The 18,317-nt window shown below is 57.5% G+C and carries 18 protein-coding genes; 7 read left to right on the top strand and 11 right to left on the bottom strand.

The genetic code is table 11. The features are described from left to right. Positions 1-124: 124 nt before the first annotated feature. From surE to HPC62_RS00375, 4 genes are all read right to left on the bottom strand, one after another. Positions 125-811 carry a 5'/3'-nucleotidase SurE gene (surE, locus tag HPC62_RS00390; protein ID WP_172353263.1) on the bottom strand — a complete coding sequence of 229 codons (687 nt, stop codon included), beginning with the start codon at positions 809-811 and terminating at the stop codon, positions 125-127. A 24-nt stretch (positions 812-835) separates the two neighbouring features. Then, positions 836-1,555 (bottom strand): hypothetical protein, encoded by a 720-nt coding sequence (locus HPC62_RS00385; protein WP_172353262.1) that lies wholly within the window; start codon positions 1,553-1,555, stop codon positions 836-838. 93 nt (positions 1,556-1,648) lie between these two features. Further along, positions 1,649-2,266, bottom strand: coding sequence for an SRPBCC family protein (locus tag HPC62_RS00380; RefSeq protein ID WP_225906784.1), 618 nt, complete (start codon positions 2,264-2,266; stop codon positions 1,649-1,651). Between the two features lie 317 nt (positions 2,267-2,583). Continuing rightward, positions 2,584-2,823: a hypothetical protein gene (locus HPC62_RS00375; RefSeq protein WP_205370842.1), complete on the bottom strand. Its 240-nt coding sequence runs from the start codon at positions 2,821-2,823 to the stop codon at positions 2,584-2,586. A 183-nt stretch (positions 2,824-3,006) separates the two neighbouring features. Here HPC62_RS00375 and HPC62_RS00370 point away from each other — a divergent pair, with 183 nt between their 5' ends. From HPC62_RS00370 to HPC62_RS00360, 3 genes are all read left to right on the top strand, one after another. Next, positions 3,007-3,246, top strand: a complete 240-nt coding sequence (locus tag HPC62_RS00370) for a helix-turn-helix domain-containing protein (RefSeq protein ID WP_172353261.1) — start codon at positions 3,007-3,009, stop codon at positions 3,244-3,246. A gap of 251 nt (positions 3,247-3,497) precedes the next feature. Further along, positions 3,498-3,698, top strand: a complete 201-nt coding sequence (locus tag HPC62_RS00365) for a helix-turn-helix domain-containing protein (protein WP_205370843.1) — start codon at positions 3,498-3,500, stop codon at positions 3,696-3,698. Positions 3,699-4,246: 548 nt separating this feature from the next. Then, positions 4,247-6,445, top strand: coding sequence for a hypothetical protein (locus HPC62_RS00360; RefSeq protein ID WP_172353260.1), 2,199 nt, complete (start codon positions 4,247-4,249; stop codon positions 6,443-6,445). Between the two features lie 180 nt (positions 6,446-6,625). On the opposite strand, the gene HPC62_RS00355 is transcribed toward HPC62_RS00360, so the two are convergent. Continuing rightward, complete coding sequence (locus tag HPC62_RS00355) at positions 6,626-7,069, bottom strand: DUF1269 domain-containing protein (protein WP_172353259.1); 444 nt, start codon at positions 7,067-7,069, stop codon at positions 6,626-6,628. 189 nt (positions 7,070-7,258) lie between these two features. Here HPC62_RS00355 and HPC62_RS00350 point away from each other — a divergent pair, with 189 nt between their 5' ends. Further along, positions 7,259-7,735: a methylmalonic aciduria and homocystinuria type D protein gene (locus tag HPC62_RS00350; RefSeq protein WP_172353258.1), complete on the top strand. Its 477-nt coding sequence runs from the start codon at positions 7,259-7,261 to the stop codon at positions 7,733-7,735. Positions 7,736-7,754: 19 nt separating this feature from the next. Here HPC62_RS00350 and HPC62_RS00345 read toward each other — a convergent pair whose 3' ends face one another. From HPC62_RS00345 to HPC62_RS00335, 3 genes are all read right to left on the bottom strand, one after another. Further along, positions 7,755-8,132: a hypothetical protein gene (locus HPC62_RS00345; protein WP_172353257.1), complete on the bottom strand. Its 378-nt coding sequence runs from the start codon at positions 8,130-8,132 to the stop codon at positions 7,755-7,757. A gap of 124 nt (positions 8,133-8,256) precedes the next feature. Beyond that, positions 8,257-8,559, bottom strand: coding sequence for a 30S ribosomal protein S14 (rpsN, locus tag HPC62_RS00340; protein ID WP_172353256.1), 303 nt, complete (start codon positions 8,557-8,559; stop codon positions 8,257-8,259). A gap of 103 nt (positions 8,560-8,662) precedes the next feature. Continuing rightward, positions 8,663-9,166, bottom strand: coding sequence for a hypothetical protein (locus tag HPC62_RS00335; protein ID WP_172353255.1), 504 nt, complete (start codon positions 9,164-9,166; stop codon positions 8,663-8,665). Between the two features lie 248 nt (positions 9,167-9,414). Between HPC62_RS00335 and HPC62_RS00330 the strand changes: the two genes are divergently transcribed. Continuing rightward, on the top strand, positions 9,415-10,098 hold the full coding sequence (locus HPC62_RS00330; protein WP_225906785.1) for a TraX family protein: 684 nt from the start codon (positions 9,415-9,417) through the stop codon (positions 10,096-10,098). A 33-nt stretch (positions 10,099-10,131) separates the two neighbouring features. Here the strand turns inward: HPC62_RS00330 and HPC62_RS00325 are convergent, their stop codons facing one another. Then, a complete protein-coding gene (locus HPC62_RS00325; RefSeq protein WP_172353254.1) occupies positions 10,132-11,547 on the bottom strand; it encodes a tetratricopeptide repeat protein in 1,416 nt (471 codons plus the stop codon). A gap of 675 nt (positions 11,548-12,222) precedes the next feature. Here HPC62_RS00325 and HPC62_RS00320 point away from each other — a divergent pair. Together HPC62_RS00320 and HPC62_RS00315 are read left to right on the top strand one after the other, a co-directional pair. Beyond that, positions 12,223-12,936, top strand: a complete 714-nt coding sequence (locus HPC62_RS00320; RefSeq protein ID WP_172353253.1) for a MotA/TolQ/ExbB proton channel family protein — start codon at positions 12,223-12,225, stop codon at positions 12,934-12,936. Positions 12,937-13,010: 74 nt separating this feature from the next. Beyond that, positions 13,011-13,682: an ExbD/TolR family protein gene (locus HPC62_RS00315; protein ID WP_172353252.1), complete on the top strand. Its 672-nt coding sequence runs from the start codon at positions 13,011-13,013 to the stop codon at positions 13,680-13,682. Positions 13,683-13,723: 41 nt separating this feature from the next. Here the strand turns inward: HPC62_RS00315 and HPC62_RS00310 are convergent, their stop codons facing one another. Continuing rightward, positions 13,724-15,982 carry an AAA family ATPase gene (locus HPC62_RS00310; protein WP_172353251.1) on the bottom strand — a complete coding sequence of 753 codons (2,259 nt, stop codon included), beginning with the start codon at positions 15,980-15,982 and terminating at the stop codon, positions 13,724-13,726. A gap of 169 nt (positions 15,983-16,151) precedes the next feature. Next, positions 16,152-18,179, bottom strand: coding sequence for a DNA phosphorothioation-associated putative methyltransferase (locus HPC62_RS00305; RefSeq protein WP_255548889.1), 2,028 nt, complete (start codon positions 18,177-18,179; stop codon positions 16,152-16,154). Between the last annotated feature and the right edge of the window lie 138 nt (positions 18,180-18,317).

Here is an 18,317-nt window from a genome sequence, read left to right as displayed (position 1 = left end):
TGGGCTGGCCGGTTGAAACCCTGGAGGTTGCTTTATACAAGATCCTGCAATCTGGAAAGAACATTCCAATTAGCCTGCATCCTGTCCCAATCCAAAATCGCCAATCTAAATTCTAAAATCGCCATCACCCTTCCCACAGCCGGAGCTGCGTAATGGCGATATTGCCTGCAAAGCACACGTCCACATCTGCACCTGTATCGCGCTGGCGCTGGTTGTAGTTACCTGCGTAAATGAACGTGTCGCCCTCTATGCGATAATCCGTCGGCAAGGGCTGTGTACAGAGCGGGCAAAATACTAGCGTGGGGTCGGGTGCGCCCGGTTCCAGGTGGGGCAGGTTCACATTCCAAAACGTTCCCGGCAGCGTGCGAGCATTTAGCAAGCGATCCAGCACCAGCCGCACCAGTCGCGTAGACATCTCCCAGTCGATCTCCAGCCCGCGCCGCTTGTATTGCGAAAAGGCAATGCCCGGAACGCGATGCAGCGCCGCCTCGCGTACGGCTGCCACCGTCCCCGATACATAGATATCTGCGCCCAAGTTGCCACCTGCATTCACCCCTGATAGCACCAGCGATCCCTCTGGGCAGAGATGCCGCAGGGCAAGACGGGTGCAATCTGCGGGCGTACCGCCGACGGCAAAGGCGTGGGGCGATCGCCTCTCCACCGAAATTGGGCGATCGCTCGTCACCTGATGGCTACAGCCTGAATAGGGCTGCTGCGGTGCGACAATCACGCACTTCTGATCCAGCGCCCGCTGCAATGCCAACAGCCCCGGTGCGTCAATCCCGTCGTCATTGGTCAACACCACCGTCATGCTTGTCTACCCAGCCTCCAAGCCCTATCGGCCGCCAAGCCGCAGCACTTCGTCGGCCACGCCCGACTCCTGAATGCAAATGGCATAAAGCTGGAGTTCATTCAGCGGCAAGCGCGATTTCGCCTGTTCGACCGACATCCCCGGAGCCGTGCAAAACTCCCGCACCACCTGGCTATATTGCTCTGGGGTGCCCAGCAGCGTGTCAAGCGTTGTGGGGTCTTGCAGGCTGGGCAATAGCCGCGTCAGGACGGCATCGGTGAGGATGTCGGTAGATGCGGTCGCCGTGGCAGGCAGCAGTTCGCTCTGGGTAATTGCAGTTTGCACGGCCTGACGCAGCACGATTCCACCCTGGGGGCTGTTCACAAACATCCGCAGCATCTCCGGAGACACGCCCGAATTGGACTGCAAAACTGCCCGAAACCCAACCAGGCTGCTGGCCGTCAGCACGTCCGACACGGTGGCGACATAGGCAGCATAGGGAACGCTGGTTGTTGACCCATCGCCACAGCGCACCGCGCCGCTGCTGGTCGGCCCGGCGGCCACATCGACCTTGCCCTGCTCCAGACAGGCTCCAATGGTGGACTGGATTTCCGGCGAAAACATTTGCTCCAGGCGTTGCAGGGCGTTGCTGCGCTGGGGCGAGGGCGGATCGGCTGCAAATCCGGGTCGGAGAGCCAGACTGGGCAGCGCGAGGGCGCTCAAAACCGTCAGTGCGGGGAAAATCTTGGGAAGAGTCCAGGGCATGGTTCAGGAAGGTTGAGAAATATCTAGGAATATTGGGGTCTGTGCGGGAACTGTTTCATATCCAACTTCCCAAACGTAGCACATGGGCTAGAGCTAGGCGGCCGGGCGATCGCCCAACGCCCCGCCCCGGACATCGCCACACAGCACCCGCCGCATTTGCTGCATATTGCGCGGCAGGTCGAGACGCACGGCCTCCTGAATCAGCGGGGCCGGAATGGGGAGCGAGGGCGCGGCCTCAACGCTATAGGAAAGCAGCGCGCCAAAGCCCAGCGGCTCGATCACCAACTCCGCCAGAAAGTGCTTAAAACTGCCCCGTTCCTTCTGAAAGCGAATCTGACGGCGATCGCCCTGCATCCGCTCGATCACGTTCAAATACACCTCCACCTGCACCGACAGCATCAGAAACGTCTTGCTGGCCGCCTGAAACAGCGTTTTCATGCGCGACTCGGCACATTCGTGCAAGACCTGGCTCTGGGAGATGTCTGGAAAGTACTCTACCCAGCGGGGATATTGGGTCAACTGGCTCCAGGCGCAGTCGGGCGACAGGGGCAGGTGCATCTGTGCCGTCACGCCCGTGCCCCACAGGTCAATGGGATGCGGCGTAATCAAAATCTCGCCTCGCAGCAGGCGATCGCGCTCGGTCTTGGGGAGATGTTGGAAGTTGGTAGCCGCTAGCCCAGCCATCGAGTCCGAAAAGGGAAGAGTATTCAAAAGTCTGAGCCTCCTATTGAGTCTCCTTGAGTCTCCTGGAGCCTGCTATGCTATGCCTCCTAGCCAAACTCGAAACCCATCATGGCTCGAAATCTGTTGTAGAAAGCGTTTGTAGAAAGCGTTTTTCCAGCAGGCAGCACACATCATTCACACATCATCAATAGTGTGCAATGGGGATCATCAGGATTCCAGGGGGTAAACCCTGAAGATTGCAAGAAGATTTGGGCAGGTTTTCGCCCGTTGCGGTTGCAGGGACTAGGGGGCGGAGCGTGGGAGGGGCGATCGCGCTTCTCATTCCAGTCTCATTCCGGCTTGTCTCATTCCGGCTTGAAGTATCGCACCAAAATCCGAATCACCTCACCCTCCACAGGCGACGGCAGCGGCGGACTCCACTCGCCCGCTTGGGCAAAGCGCAGGACATGTAGCTCATGCACAATCCGGTTTACGCCCGCCGGAGCGCCGCAGATCAGCAGGCGAATGGGGATCCGATCCGCAGGCGCGTTGGGGATAGGCGCACGAATGAGATCGGGAACGGTGTTTTTGTTTTTCATCATCATGGTTTCTCACTAAGATTGTTTCTGCGTGTCAATTGAAATGACTAGTGAAATGACAAACTGAAGGAAAAGGCAGTCCTTTTCCCCAGAGCGACGCTGGAACTCTTGAATTAAGCAATGTGACTAATCATATTGTTTAGAAAGAGGCCGGTCAAGATGTCTAAACAACTTGTTTAGCTTTCGTCCATGCCCAAAAAGCCAGACCCCCCATCCCCTACAGAGATTTCACCCCTAAAACAACTCCGGGAAGAGTTGGGAATGAGTCAAGAAGATTTTGCTCGCGCTTTGGGCATCTCTGGACAAACCGTTAGCCGCTGGGAACTCAGGAAAAATGTCCCCACCTTTACGGTGCAGCAGATGAAGGCACTAGAGCGGTTGCTCCAGACCATTGGTAAGACGATTCTGGATTTGCCAGATCAGCTTTAGAGTCGCTGGGACGGCACACCTCATCCGCTTGGCGATCGCCCTTCAGGTTGTAGATCCGTAGGGGCGATCGCGTTTCAGGTTTGTCTGAGTGTAGAGCAAGTCTTTTAGAAAGTAAACCGCTAACGCTATTAAAATAGATTCTAAAGCCAAGAAAGCAGTGCCGGACGAAACCGAGTGATAGCATCACCGCAGACAGCGTGTGTTTGGGCAAAGCGGTAAAGGGCGTGATTCATTGGCGGTTAGCAGTCATCATGGCTGAACGGAATATCAGCAACAATGAATTGGCTGAGATGCTGGGGATGCATCCAACATCTATTTCTCGCATGAAAACTCGACGCCAGTTCACCCGCATTGACGAACCAACCCTGAACGCTCTCTGCGAAGCGCTCCAGTGTCAGCCTGGTGATCTCATGGTTTACGAACCCGACGATTCCAGACCAAACAAGACATAGCAATGTTCGATTTGTCTCTCCTTCTCCTACGAAAGGAGAGTCTGGGGGATGAGGGCAATTTGCAAAAATGACATGCTCCTTACTCTCGATAGAGGGCACCTCGAAAAATTCAGATCCTCTTGAGAATGGCTAGGAGAAAACAAGGGTTTCAGGCTCCTAAAATTCTCAATAAGGCAATTAATTGAGGTGCTCTCAGGAACGTTTCGTTGAACTACTTGAAAGATAGTGTCTAGGTCAATTCGGTGGGTGTATCCCACTTTTGTAACCCTCACCCTAAATCCCTCTCCCAAAGCGGGAGAGGGACTTCCAATCCGGCTCCCCTTCTCCCTTTTTTGGGAGAAGGGGCTGGGGGATGAGGGCAAACGTGCATAACTGGGATGCGCCCAATTCGGTCATATTGGTGAACAATGATATCTCGGATTCCAGCGATATCACTCCAGGGAAGTATTCTGGCGCTAACCTGGTAAAAAAAATCGTTCTCAACTCCGATTTCTGTGTTAACAAGAGTAAGTCTGACTTAATGCCTCCCGCCCTGCCAGGTCAAATCGATGAGCGAGCCAAACTCTTCTCAAAACGAACAAGCCCAAAACTCGGTAAATCCGCCCTCCCCTTCGAGCTGGTTTGCGGGCTGGGCAGAGTTTTCGACGGATCCGCCCGTAGAAGCCGCACCGGAATCCGTGCCCGCAGACCCGGACGTTCCGAATCGTGTTCATCATGTTCCGAGTAATGTTCCGACTGTTTCTAACCCTGAGGCGGCATCATCCCCGGTCGGGTCTTGGGAAGAGTGGCAGCCTGTGAATTTTCCAAACGCTATCAGCGCAGACGCGATCGAGCGGCAGTCTGTGTACTGCGAGGCGGCATACGGCGAGGCAGCGAGTCCGCAGGTGGGTCAGCCGCAGTCGGGGCGATCGCAGCCGGGGCGATCGCATTTTATCCAGCCCCAGCGCAATACCGAATCGCGCAATCCTAGTTCGCCCAATACTTCGCCCAATGCAGCGCCTCAATCGGGTCAATCAGTGCCGCCGACCACGCGCCGCATTGTTCCAGAGCGCCCCAGTTGGGATGTAGTGGCTCCAGCCGCCAGCGAACCGGAGGCCGCTTCTCCCAGCGTTGCCGATTTGATTAGCCTGATTCAAGAACTGAACCAGTGCAACAACGCGCTGCTGGATCGCGTGTCGATGCTGGAGGATGCCCTGGAGCAGCAGCAGGCTCGTGCGGCAACGGCGATCGCCGCTGATCAGGTGCAGACCACCATTCAGCCCTTGGAGCAGCAAATTGTTCAGCTTACGGAGCAACTGGAAGCGACCCAGCAGCTTAGCCATCGACAGCAGGTGTTGGCAGAAACCGTAACCCAGGAGCTAGCGCTGAGCCGAGAGCGAATTATGCAGCTTGAGCAAGAGAATCAGCTAGCCCAGCAGCGCTACGAAGAGCAGGCGCAGCGGCTGGCTCATAGCGAGGCTCTGGTACGAGATTTGCAAACGCGGCTCCAGCGGCAACAGCGCTATACGCTCCAGTTCAAGGCGGCGTTGGAGCGTTGTTTGGAGGTTCCGGCAGCCCTGCTGGATACACCCGGCGAGGCGATCGCCCAGCCCACGCCACAGTCCACGCCCCAGCCCTGGCAGTCCCCTCCTGCCGCCGAACTGCTCTCGGCTCCGTCGCTGTTGCCCAAAGCGGCGACGATCCGCCCGTGGTCAGCAGAATCCGCTGAGTCAACGGTTCCCCCCAAGCTGGTCAATGTATTAGCCAACCAGCCTGAAAATGCGGAGGAAACGGCGGCGTGGCTGGGTGATGTGGTTTCCGCAGATGCCCTTTTGCCCAATGCCCTTTTGTCTAACGAAGCGGAACAGGGCCGTGTGTCCCTGCCAGGTTCTAGCCTTGCTCAAGGAGGGATTGCTCAAGAGGGGACTGATCCAGACCTGATTAATGCCGAGGGGACGGAATCTGTCGCTCCTCTGGACGAAGGTAGCGATGCTGCAACGGTGACGACGAACGTCATTGCGTTTCAATTTGGAGCAGGAGCAAGCCACTCAAGGCCAGCGGCGGCCGGTGCGTCGCCAGCGCTAGACCCCACGAACGCGGCTGCTTTGGAACTGAACCCACAAGCCAGTGCGGAACTGCGGGCGGCTGACCTTTCGGCGGCTGAACTTTCGGCGGCTGAACTTTCGGTTGCGGACAATGTGCGCTCTCTGTTCCGAGAGTTCACCGACCTGGTAAACGAAGTCGGCAGCGCTCCCAGCACTGACCCAAATGCAGAAACGAGCCTCTGGCAAGACCTGGCAAAGCTGGTGGAAGTCTCTGCCGAAGACCTGGTGCAAGCAGGGCTGATCGACCAGTTGGCGGCGCTTTCGACCGAGGCGATCGCCCCCGATGGCGAAATTCACCCCACGCAGCCAGCAGGCGACCCCTCCCCAAACACGCCACCCCCCGCGCTGCATGGCGCTGAGGAATCCCAACTCCAGCCCCCGTCGGACAATTCGGTATCTCGATCTGCTGCTTCGGCACCGATTCCCCCCATGCCGCCCCGACCGGTGCCCGTGCAGCCCAAATTGCTGACCATGCCCTTTGAAGCCCATCGCTGGGCTGCTACGGCAGCAGAGTCTGCGGCTCCGGCTCGCCCGGATCGCAGCAATCCTGAAGCGACAGGTTCCGAAGCCGCAGCGAACCTCGCGCCCGTGGTTTACCCCACGCGCCCATCCAAGAAACTGTCGTCCCTGGCCGCCATTGACCTGCCTAACTTCCCCAAGTAAATCGATTAGGACTTACGCAGTTGGATGATTTCTCGCGGGCTGCGCCCGCGAGAAATCATCCAAAACCCAGAAAACTTAATCGAAAGTGCGTCAGTCCTATCGATTTTGGGATTTTGGATTTTGGATTGGCGATGTTGGATGGCTCGTCAAGCGTCTACGGGGTTTCTAGAGATAAAACCCTTAGGACACTGCCTGCTTGAGGGCTTCGCGTTTGGCATCCGGCAGCGGCGTTCTGATAACGATGGGGCTGAACGCAAACAGTTCTTCGACGACACGCTCTGCGGCTTCGGCGTGAACCAGTACCAGCAGCGCAGACGAATTGGGTTGGAGTGCCTCTTCAACCTGGATGAGGAAATCGGGGTTAAAGATTTCCTGGGCGATCGTCAGCGAGCGATGAAACACCACTGCGCTCAGGATGCCGCCCCACAGGTCGTTGCTCAGTTCGCCCACAGGCTCCAGCAGGTCGTGGTAGGCTTTGACCCGGATTTTTCCCTGTGCATTTTTGGTTACGACCACCGCATCTTCAAAATCTGCCAGATGGGACTGCTCGCGCCCCAGCAGATCCAGCAGCGCATGGTCGGCTGCCAGCTTTTGGTCAAACACCACGACAATTAATTCGCTCATAAGTTAGTAGTTCACTTGTAGCTTGGTAGCTTGGTAGCTTGTTCTCTGGCCGTTAAGGAGGCTCAGCCCGTGCTTTTGGGGGACCCGTGCAATAGGGTGAGTGATTCGCCTAAAATGGCGTAGCCCAGCGTTCTGAATCCTAACGGGTTTGTCTGACCCTTTTGGTAAAGACGGGTTTAAGAAAGTCTTGTGCAGTATTCCATCCATCCGCCCAGCGACTATATTTTGCAGCACCAGTCGCGGCTGCTGCCTGCCTGGCCGCAGGCGATTGCGTCGGTGCTAGTAATGCTGCAACCCAGCCAGTTTGCGCTGCTAGCGCGGACGCTCGACACAGAGCAAGAAAAGGAAAAGCTGCGATCGCACTTCCTGAACCAAGGGAGGGCGATCGCCCTGGCACTCCAGCAGCAGGGGTACCTGGCAGACCTGTTCGACCCGCGTACGGGCTGGCCGATTCTCTCTGCCAGGGGCACACTGCCGCTGGACGATGTGGCCGTAGTGCGAGCGGCCCTGGGCTACTCGACGGATCGCTGCGGCAACTGTCGCGTGATTTTGCATCCCTGCCTGGGGACAGCAGTTTATCCCTCTACGTTGGTGTCGTCGGCTCCGGTAGAGGTGCTAGGGGCGATCGCCCAGCAGGTCTTGGGAATTACGGCTCCACAGCGCTAGCACGAGGGGAGACTCGCAGCTAGGGAGAGCCAGAGAGATTGTTTTGCGCCGCCAATTCCTCAGGATTTGGAGATTTTAACTTTCGCGAATACCACCACTCGCGCTGCTCCGGCGACAGCTTAAGCCAGTACAAGGTCACCACAAACGGTTCATTGGCGTGTTCCTGACCCAGGATTTCCACCACGTAGGAGGGCGAAGAGCGGGCCCCCACGTCGGGCACTAGCCGCCGACCAATGCGCCGCCAGCTTGGCTCTTTGCCGCGCCACTCTAGCCGACAACAGGGGTAGGGCAACTCTTCCCGGTCAAACAGGCGACAGCAGGGCCCCAGAATGCGATAGGTATAGCAACAGCCCGGACTCGAAAAGACTTGTCCGGGCTGGAGTGGATGCTGATTCAAGACTTGTGCGACGAAATCTTAATGTCGTGTAACCTGACGGCAACGAGCCGCCAGCTATTAAGCCAAACAGTTCAGTGAAGCAGTCAAGCTAGAAAGAGTTGTCCGGGAAATATTCCCAAATGCTCTACCAGCTAGACTTCACCACGCCAGGGAGCAAACCCTGGTGCGCCATTTCTCGAATGACGTGACGCGACAAGCCAAAGTCACGGTAGTAGCCCCGGGGCCGGCCGGTCATCCAGCAGCGGTTGCGCTGGCGGGTGGGGGCGCTGTTGCGAGGAAGCTGCTGGATCTTCCGGTGAATTTCGAGCTTTTCTTGCTGCGATTCAGCCTTTGAAAATTCTTCCAAAAGGGCTTCCCGCTTAGCAGCATACTTTGCCGCTAGCTTTTCACGCCTTTTCTCACGCTCGATCATGCTCTTCTTAGCCATGAATACTCACATTCACCTTTTGATTTAGACAGCGTTCTCCATTGTAACAGCTTAAATCCCAGTCCTGCCAGAAAAATTTGAAGCAGCAAGCGATTCTGATGCCCTACTCTTCGGTAGAGGCGATCGCCGCAGGTGGCTTACTTTCGGCAGAGGCGACACTCTCAGCCGAAACCACAACAGGCGACGGAGCAACCACCGAGGGCCCACTAGACTCAGCAACAGGCGGGCTAGGCGGCGCTACAGGTTCGGGCGGCTTTTCGGACAACCCCAACTGCTTGCGGGCTGCGGCGACCACTGAATCCAGCGTTGATTTGCCCGAATCCAGCAGTTTTTTGCCTGTCTCAGGGGTCAAAAGCTGCTCTGGCGAGGGTTTTTCGGCGGTTAGGTCGTTCACCCAGGCGCGAGTTTTGCGACCAGCCGCGATGGAATTCTCCAAAAACCAATCAGTGCCGACTAGCGCTAGGCACAACACTAGCCAAAGAAAATTCCCAGTTTCCCTTAAAATTTTCCAGGAAACCTCTAGGGCTTCTCGATAGGTTTTTGCGGTGCTGGGTTCCGTAATCAACGTCCAGAGTTTGTTAGCCTGATTAGAAAGTTGTTTGCTCATGATTGCTCTAGGGGCGCATTAAGGGCGCATTGTCAAACCAGAAGGGGTCAGACAGAAGGGTGCGTTCAGGTCAAAATCGGGTCGAACTTAGGGTCTCCCCTAACTTAGGGTTTATAGGGTTTCACTATCGCTCCTCAAGTCCACGTATACACTAGCAGCCTTGTTTGAGGTTGCCTAGTAGCGAAACCCCTAATTTCCTGGCCAGACTTTCAGATTGGAAACTCTCAGGTAAATCTAGATTTAGCACTGTGTCTTCAGACCTTTCGGCACGTTTTGCAACGCTGACCAATTACCAGATCAAGCTGCTGGCGGCGGGGCTGATGGTGATCGATCACGTCGGTTACGTCTTTTTGCGCGAGACGGACTGGGCCATGCTCTGCTATGGCTTGGGACGGCTCAGTTTTCCGCTGTTTGCATGGCTGCTGGTGCAGGGCGAGTCCCACACGCAAAATTTTCGCCAGTATGCGCTGCGGCTGCTGGGGATGGCAATCCTGTCGCAGCCGATTTATCAACTCACCTTTGGGATTGCGCTATTTGAGGATTTCAATATTTTATTTACGCTGCTGCTGGGCTTGCTGTGTTTGCGGGCGGCGCGGCAGTGGCCCCGTTGGGCAGTGCTGATCTGGCTGGTGGGGGCGATCGCCGCTGAGTTGGCGACCTTTAACTACGATGCCTATGGCATTGCTTTGATTGCGCTGCTCGGCAACTACAAGCCAACGCCGCTGTGGTGGACGGTGTGGTGCATTTTCACCGCCCTGACGGTGGTGGTCATGCCGGGAAATCTTCAGTTTCTCGCGGGGTTTGCTGCCCTGATCTTCGCCTGTGCGAACCACGAGCGCGGCCCCAAGGCGCGATGGTTTTACTGGTTTTATCCCGCCCATATTGGACTGATTGGGCTAGCTGCGTTTGGGCTGAACCGTCCAGCAGGCTAGCCCCCAGCCCATCGCCTCCACCCCAGACCCAGCTCATTGGAGAGCTGACATTTCGGCGATCGCATTTCGGTAGCCCTCGGCGCGGCTCTGCTGGCGATATAGCTCGGCAGACTGGCGCAGGTCGGCCAGTGCCCCAGCGCGATCGCCCAGCCGCCGTTTGGCAATCCCCCGGTGATAGAAACTGTCGGCATCTTGCGGGTTGAGCCGGGTTGCCTGGTTGAGGTCGTTGAGGGCACTGCGGGCATCGCCTAGCCGCAGCCGCACTGCGCCGCGTTTGCCATAGACCTGGGCGTTATTGGGTTCGAGGGCGATCGCCTGAGTCAAGTCTTGGGCGGCCCCAGCAAAATCGCTCTGGGACAGACGGGCCTCGGCGCGGGCCATCATCAGGCTGGCACTGTTGGGCTGACGCTCGATGGCGCGGGTATAGTCGGCGATCGCCCGCTGCGGTTCGCCCATCTGCATCAGCACGTCGGCGCGGGCTTTGTAGGCGGGGGCATAGTCTGGCGACAGCGACACGGCCTGGTTGAGGTCGCTCATGGCTCCGTCCAGGTCGCCACCTGCAGCCCGCAGCACGCCCCGGTTCATATAGGCAGCCGTATAGCCCGGATCAAGCCGAATTGCCTGGTTAAAGTCGGACAGGGCAGCGCGGCGATCGCCCAGGGTTCCCGCCGCATAGCCCCGGTTGAAATAGGCCACGGCGGAGGTATTGTCTTTGGCGACGGCCTCGTTAAAGTCCCGCAGGGCCGCTTCTAGGTCGCCCTGGGCAAAGCGGGAACTGCCCCGGTTGAGGTAGGCATCGGCATAGTTCGAGCGCTGGCGGATCGCCTGGTCATAGTCGGCGATCGCGGCATCGTGGTTGCCCTGTCGCGCCCGCACCACGCCGCGATTCAGGTAGGCTTCGGGATAATTTGCCTGGAGCGCGATGGCCTGATTCAAGGCGGCGATCGCCCCGTCGAGGTCGCCCGTTGCCGCCCGGGCCCGCCCCTGGAAGAGAGATACCTCAGCCCGGTTTGGCGTAAGCTGGGCTGCCTGGTTAAAGTCGCTGAGGGCGGCGCTGGCATTGCCGACGCTGTAATATGCCACGCCGCGATTGAAATAGACATCGGCGTAGGTGGGGTTGAGTTGTAGGGCAGTGGTGTAGTCGGCGATCGCCGGTTCAAACTGACCCAACCCAGCGTAGGCCGCGCCCCGCATGGCATAGATGGCGGCGCTGCTGGGGCTAAAGCTGAGGGCCTGGGTAAAGTCGGCGATGCTGCCGCTGTAGTCGCGATTGTTGAGCTTGGCAACGCCGCTGTCGTAGGCCCGCTGCGCCGCCTGGGGCACGGGTTGGGCGATCGCCCCTGCCAGTCCCAGTCCGCCCAGCCACAGCGCCGCCAGCCCTGCAACCAGAGAACCGCGCACCCCTGACCGCTGGGTGGAAGGGCAGCTTCGATGGGGCGATCGCGTCAAAGCTGGTTGGAAGAATCGAGGCTGAGACGGGAGAGGTTGGGACGGTAGATGAGCAGGATAAAGTCGTTGCGCTCGATGCATCGCGGTTTTCCCCATGATATTTCCCCATGATTCAGTAGTGGCGAGTTCAGTTCAGGAGCGAGTCCAGTGAGCAAATTACCGCTTCCGGTCTGGCAATTGTCAAGCAGAAGCAGAAATGGTCAGGCAGGAATGGTCAGGCAGAAATTGTGAGGCAGAAATGGTTAAGCAGGAATGGTCAAATTCAGTCAGGCTGCACCCATACCCCAAGTTTTCTGCCCAAAGTTTCTGCCCAAAGTTTCTGCCCAAAGCTTCTGCCCAAAGCCTTCTGCCCAAAGTTTTCTCCAGAGTGCCCAGCTTTGCCCAAAATCTTAAAGGGTCGTCTAACCCAGAACTCAAGCCCCTTGCGTTACGTCTTGCTGCCAGGAGGGGGCAAAAGGGAGCGGTCGAAAGCCATCTTTGAAGGATGCCAGACTGAGAAAATCTCTGGAAAATCAAGCCCTTCAGCGCTTTTCATCGACTCTCTTGAAACCGGATTGGGAAAGGTTGCTAAAAATTCTCTAAAATTGAGACGGCCTGGAGCGGATACCGGATTTTAAGCCAGAACCCCTCCCGATTCGCGTACCCACCAGTCATGGATGGAGGACAAAAAATACTGTGAACATTGGTGAGCTTTTTTCTAAGGGCGGCTTTGTGATGTGGCCGCTGCTGCTGCTCTCGATCCTGTCGCTAACGGTGGTGATCGAGCGCGTCCTCTTTTGGTGGAAAATTTTGACCCGTGAACGAGAAACTGCCGGACGGGTGCTAGAAGCAGCCCAGCGCGACTGGCGATCGGCGGGAGATTTGGCCCGCAGCGCCATCGATCAGCCGATTGGGCGCTTTTTGAATGCGGGTCTGGAGCTAAAAGACCAGGAGCCGGACGTGGTGCAGTTGGCGATGGAAGCCAGCGCCCAGGAAGAACTCGCCGCCATGCACAAGGGCGACAAGATTTTGGAAGCCGTGATTGCGATCGCCCCGCTGCTGGGTCTGCTGGGAACGGTGCTGGGGCTGATCAACTCCCTCGGCTCGATTCGGCTGGGCGATCTGGGCACGACGGCGACAGAAAACGTGACGCTGGGCATTTCTGAAGCGCTGATTACCACCGCCACGGGGCTGATTATCGCGATTCTGTCGCTGGCTTTCTATCGCGTGTTTCAAGGGCTGATTGCTCAACAGGCCAAGATTTTCCAAAAGGCGGGCAACGAGCTAGAACTGCTCTATCGCAAAACCTGGAGTAGTCAGGATGCCGGACGCATCGCCAAACGGGTCAACTCCAGCGCGATCGCCCCAGACCCTTCGGGCACCAGCGCCGAAGCCGCAGAGCCGTCCTGAGGGTTTTAGCCCGCCCGTTTCAGCACAGGGGCTGTCTCACCCCATCTCCCTAACGTTTCTCCAAACCGCTGGCTATGAAAATCCTCAACCCCGGATCGCAGCAAGACGACGTGCGGATCGAGCTAATTCCGCTGATCGACGTGATCTTTTGTATCCTCACTTTCTTTATCTTGGCGGCGGTGTCGCTGACGCGCCAGTTTGCGATTAACACCGATTTGCCCAGGGCTTCTACGGGTGTCGCCCAGATGCGACAAACCAAAATTGTGACGATCGACCCAGTGGGCACGCTGTACTGGGATGAAGACCCGGTGGACGAGGCGCGCTTGGTGCAGTTGGTGCAGCAGTTTCAGCAAGAGTCGCCCGATGGAACGATCGTGCTGAATGCGCCGCCCTACGCCAGCTACGACAGCGTGGTGCGGGTGCTGGACTTGCTGCGGGCCGTGGGGGGCGATCGCGTGGCGCTGGCCGTCACGCCCAGTACCCAAGAGCCAACCGACCAGTTTGCACCGGGTCAACCTGGCTTTTCAACGCCCGGTGGAGCGTCAGGGTTGAATAATCCTGGTCTGGGAAATCCAGGAACGCCGCTCGATCCCTTTGGCTTGCCGACCGTGCCGGGTGATCCGCTGGGAACGCCTGCTGCACCGCTGCCCCGCAGCAATGGCGGCGGTCCTGCCCAACCGGGTGGCGCTGGCGCAGGTCAGACCACTCCTCGCACTCCGACGCTACCGCCTGCGGGTCAGCCCTAGATTTAGCCCTAGACACTTTAAATACACTTTAAATGTTTAGATTAGGGCTTGGGCTGGACTTGGGCAGGGCTTGGGCTGGGCTTTGACTGGGCTTTGACGAAGGCGATCGCTCCCTGCCACTGCACTGTCTGGTGGCTCAAGCATTGGCGTAATAGCGTCTGAATTTGGTTCAGATCTGCATCCGAGAGGAATTCGCGGATCTGTTCCGCATAGGTGGGCTTGGCACTGGCAGATGCAAACCAGCGGTCAATCAGCGCGGGTGAAATCAGCAGTTCCGTTTGCGTGTGTTCCAGCGCAATCTCTGCGGTGAACCCTGCTTGATCAAATAGCGTTTCCAGGTCTTGTACATTCCAGGTCATGCTCCAGACCGCGGCGCTTTCGTAAAGCTGTTCCTCCGCCTTGCGCCAGCGATTCAGTAGCCTGGATGGAATGCGGTCTGAGGGAATGAGCTGGTGCAGGCGCTGCGTATGACGAGGTATTGTCTCTGCCAGGAGCAGATACCCTTCAGGTTGCAGCAGCAATTTCCAGGCTTGGAGCCAGGTGTCGGGAGGGGCGATCGCATTCAAAAACACGTTCCGACCCATGAGCCGCTCGAAACGCAGGCTTGGACACTCGGCGTGTAGCACAGCGGGTAAATCGGCGATCGCGCTGTGCAGCACAACGGGACGCAGCAGTTCCGGCAGCGCGGCCGACTGTTCTTGCAGCGCGGCTGCATCCTGCTGCTGGGGCGCACAGGCGTAGACTCCGCCTTCGGGAACGAGCCGCACTGCCTCCCACGTCAACAAGCCACTGCCCGCATTCAGGTCGAGAATCAGGTGATGCCGCTGGGGCGGAGCCAGCGCAAAGAGGCGATCGCGCACCTGGGCCAGCCGTTCCCCAGACTGGCTCAGCGTCCGTTGCAGCCACCGCTCTACGCCCGCATCGGCCGGGCCAAAGGTCAGCACCTCCGGCAGCGCCACGCCCACACCCTCCACCAGCGCCGCCAATTGCGCCTCGCGCCGCCGCGCCACGTCCTGCTGAATGCGCCCCTCGTAGCCCTGCTCCGACGGTTGATAGAAGACTTGCCCCTGCAAGCTGCCTGGAAGATACTGCTGCGCCACCCAATGCTCCCGATAGGAATGGGGATAGAGATAGCCCTTGCCATGTCCAAAACCGTCTTTGTCTCGGTTGGCATCGCGCAGGTGGGTCGGCACTTCGGCTTCGCGTTCGCGTTCCACCGCCGCCAGCGCATCAAAAAACGCCATGACGCTGTTGGATTTGGGGCAGGTCGCCAGATACAACGCCGCCTGGGCCAGCGGATAGCGACCCTCCGGCATCCCCACCCGGTCAAAGGCTTCGGCGCAGGCATGGACAACGACCACGGCATTGGGGTCGGCCATGCCCACATCTTCGCCCGCCAGGATCAGCATCCGCCGAAAGATAAAGCGCGGATCTTCGCCTGCGTAGACCATGCGGGCCAGCCAATAGAGGGCCGCGTCCGGGTCGGAACCGCGCAGGCTTTTGATAAAGGCACTGATGGTGTCGAAGTGGGCATCGCCTTCCTTATCGTATAAAACCGCCCGTTTCTGAATCGATTCTTCAGCAACCTCCAGCGTGACGTGAATCGTCCCCTCTGAATTCGCAGGCGTGGTTTCAACGGCGAGTTCCAGCGCGTTCAGCAATGTGCGAGCATCGCCATTGGCAACGTTGATCAGATGCGTGCGAGCGTCTGGATCAATCTGAACCTGTCGCGTTCCATAGCCGCGATCGCCCTCCTGTAATGCCTGATCCAGCACTCGTTCCAAGTCCTGTTCCGTTAGCGGCTTGAGTTGAAACACCCGCGAACGGCTGACTAGCGCCTTATTCACCTCAAAGTAGGGATTCTCGGTCGTTGCGCCGATCAGGATCACCGTGCCGTTTTCCACCCAAGGTAGCAGCGCATCTTGCTGAGATTTGTTAAATCGATGCACCTCGTCCACAAACAGAATCGTGCGCTGACCGTACATGCCACGGGTCTCCTGGGCAAGGGCGATCGCCTCTCGAATCTCCTTCACCCCCGCTAGCACTGCGTTAATCGACAGAAAGCGGGCGCGGGTCGTGTTAGCAATCACCATCGCCAGCGTCGTTTTACCCGTTCCCGGCGGCCCGTAGAAAATCAGCGACGAAAGCTGGTCTGCCTGAATAGCACGGCGCAGCAGTCGCCCCTCGCCCAAGATATGCTCCTGCCCAATGTATTCTGCTAGGGTGCGCGGCCGCATTCGAGCCGCTAGGGGCGCTTCGGCGGCGGTGATCTGCTGTCGATGCTGCTCAAACAAGTCCATCGTCTACTGCGCCGAGGGCGATTAGTGCGGTTTTTTGGGGTGTTGGTCGCTTAGATCTGAGCTTTGTGATTGCGATCGTAAGTCAGGCTAGAATTTGCCATGCGACTGCGATCGCCTGACTCTAGACATGAGAATGCGCTCCACTTGCTCCGTCCTCTGTTCCAATTGATCATACTTCGCGGAATTGCCGTCTAGCAGACTGCATCAGCTTCACCCGATATGGATCAGCATCCTTCCGCCACACGACCCGATGACCCTTCAACGCCGCACAGTGTTCTTCCAGGCATTTCTGCCATCCCCAGCGATCTCGGATCTTACTCAAATCATCCAATAGCCCCCAATCTGCCTCCTGCTGACTCAGTTTGGCAAACTTTTCATAGAGCGGATAGTCGGGCTGCACCAGCAACTCCTTTTGATGCAACACAGGTGGGTTATCTTCTGGATCGTAATCCCGATAGCTGACGTGTAGATCTTGCAAGTCAATCTGCATACTGGTGCGGAGACAGGGGTGCGGGTCGCGATCGAAGTCTGGATAGAACAGGTAAGAAATTTTGGGCTTGCGAGTATGAAACTTGACCAATGTTGCTTCTTCGGGGCGACCAATCGTGCGAGAGGCACAGCCCTCGTAAAGCCGAAGCAGGGGATCGAGCGCATCCAAGGCAGAGACATGAACCCAGAGGGAGTTCGATAGCTTTTTGCCAATCGCGCTGGACTGACACCGCTCTGCCATCACTTCCCAATTCCCCAAGCGCAGCAGCATCAAATCTGCTGCGGTACAGGCTTGCTGGTAGCTGCCAAATAATGCCTTAATATCGTGCTGAACGATGGGGGCGAGATGGCGCAGTTTTGGGCGCGTGCCAAAATGACTGAGGGCAAGATAAACCAGCAAATCCTGGCGGCGCTTCTCGCTGATGGCATCCCATTCCTGACGCTCTGTTGCCTGAAGAACCAACTGGAAGGCGCGTCGTAGCGTTCCAAATTCCGATTGCAGCGCCGCAAACTCCTGAAGTTCCTCCTCAATGGGCAACCGTCCCCGGTCGGTGAAAAATGCCATCAGGGGAGCCAGCATTTCCTTATACTGCTCAAATCGCTTGACGCTGGCTTTGACTCTGGGAGTCGTGGCACGCGATCGCCATCGGGAAACCCGGAACGTCTGCGCCTGAGCCTCGTCCCGAAACACCAGGTAGATGCCCAGCGCAACCGGGATTGCGTCCACGCCCAGCACCTGGTCGATATAACTTTTCAGTTCCTCCTGACTGTAATTCTTCTGGAACGTATTGCGGCGGGTAATCACCCCATCCCCGTAGGCCATCATGCCGCGTGTCGAGTCTTCAATCAGCACTTGCGCGGCGACAATCAGCACCTTCCTGGTCAGTTCCCAGGCTTTGAGCAATGCCTCTCGTCGTTCTGCCGGGTCTTCGATGACGTTGATGACATAACCCAGGTTGACGATATCAGCCGATGTACAGGCAGAATCAGGACGATAGTAGGGGTCCCAGCCAGAACTGGTGTAGCCGCGATCGCCCACGCGCTCTACGTCGCTCCCATGCCCACAGCCATAGTCAAAGAAGGTCGCGCCAGGGGTAAATAATCCCGCCTCTAGCGCAATCCTCACGGGCTTGGAAAGCTCGTTGCGGACGAGGGCAGCTTTGTGGCGCTCGATTTTGGGCTGAGCAACTCCAGGGATTTGAGCAACCGGACAAGCTAGGACATGGCCATGAATCTCGATCCGGCAGTCCAGCAGACGCTTTGCCCAGCCCTCACGGGTGCCAATTTCCCGCGATTGATTGAGTAGCCCGAGTGCCTCTTCCTGACGAGTCAGTTCTACAAAACGCTCGTACAGCGGATAGTCAGCGGTGACAAAAGTCTCCTTGCGATGCAGCACTGGCGGGTTATCAGTGCGGCTATAGTTACGAATCGTGACTTGCGCTGTAGCTAGATCAACCTGAATGCTCCAGGATAAGGCGGGATGGGCATCGGTCTCAAACTCAGGGTAAGCCAGATAAGATACCTTGGGTTGGTCAGTATTGAACTTGACGAGCGTTGCCCCGTCTAGCTGAGTTTGGGGTTGCACCTGCTGACGCGCCAGGGTTTCATAATTTTGGAGCGATCGCTCTAGGGCTGGGAGCGCCGAGAGATGAACGTAGAGCGAAGTCGGAAGCCGCTTGCCAATTGGGCTGCGATTTACGCAATTCACAATTTCGGCAAAATCTGAAGCAATCGCCTGATCTGCTGGCTTTGAAACGTTTGGCTTTGGGGCGTTTGACTTTGGGGGGTATAGTGCTGACTCTAAGCGGTTCATGAAGCTCACCCAGTCGCTAAACCCAGCATAGGG

The organism is Thermoleptolyngbya sichuanensis A183 (assembly GCF_013177315.1).
Lineage (GTDB): Bacteria > Cyanobacteriota > Cyanobacteriia > Elainellales > Elainellaceae > Thermoleptolyngbya > Thermoleptolyngbya sichuanensis.
The sequence above is the reverse complement of the archived record's forward strand: the minus strand, read 5'-3'. Positions and strand labels throughout refer to the sequence as shown.

What these genes read in the sequence shown, in the direction of transcription:
- surE (WP_172353263.1), bottom strand. Translation starts at nt 811, where the DNA reads ATGACGGTGGTGTTGACCAATGACGACGGGATTGACGCACCGGGGCTG.
- HPC62_RS00385 (WP_172353262.1), bottom strand. Translation starts at nt 1,555, where the DNA reads ATGCCCTGGACTCTTCCCAAGATTTTCCCCGCACTGACGGTTTTGAGC.
- HPC62_RS00375 (WP_205370842.1), bottom strand. Translation starts at nt 2,823, where the DNA reads ATGATGATGAAAAACAAAAACACCGTTCCCGATCTCATTCGTGCGCCT.
- HPC62_RS00370 (WP_172353261.1), top strand. Translation starts at nt 3,007, where the DNA reads ATGCCCAAAAAGCCAGACCCCCCATCCCCTACAGAGATTTCACCCCTA.
- HPC62_RS00365 (WP_205370843.1), top strand. Translation starts at nt 3,498, where the DNA reads ATGGCTGAACGGAATATCAGCAACAATGAATTGGCTGAGATGCTGGGG.
- HPC62_RS00360 (WP_172353260.1), top strand. Translation starts at nt 4,247, where the DNA reads ATGAGCGAGCCAAACTCTTCTCAAAACGAACAAGCCCAAAACTCGGTA.
- HPC62_RS00355 (WP_172353259.1), bottom strand. Translation starts at nt 7,069, where the DNA reads ATGAGCGAATTAATTGTCGTGGTGTTTGACCAAAAGCTGGCAGCCGAC.
- rpsN (WP_172353256.1), bottom strand. Translation starts at nt 8,559, where the DNA reads ATGGCTAAGAAGAGCATGATCGAGCGTGAGAAAAGGCGTGAAAAGCTA.
- HPC62_RS00335 (WP_172353255.1), bottom strand. Translation starts at nt 9,166, where the DNA reads ATGAGCAAACAACTTTCTAATCAGGCTAACAAACTCTGGACGTTGATT.
- HPC62_RS00315 (WP_172353252.1), top strand. Translation starts at nt 13,011, where the DNA reads ATGAAAATCCTCAACCCCGGATCGCAGCAAGACGACGTGCGGATCGAG.
- HPC62_RS00310 (WP_172353251.1), bottom strand. Translation starts at nt 15,982, where the DNA reads ATGGACTTGTTTGAGCAGCATCGACAGCAGATCACCGCCGCCGAAGCG.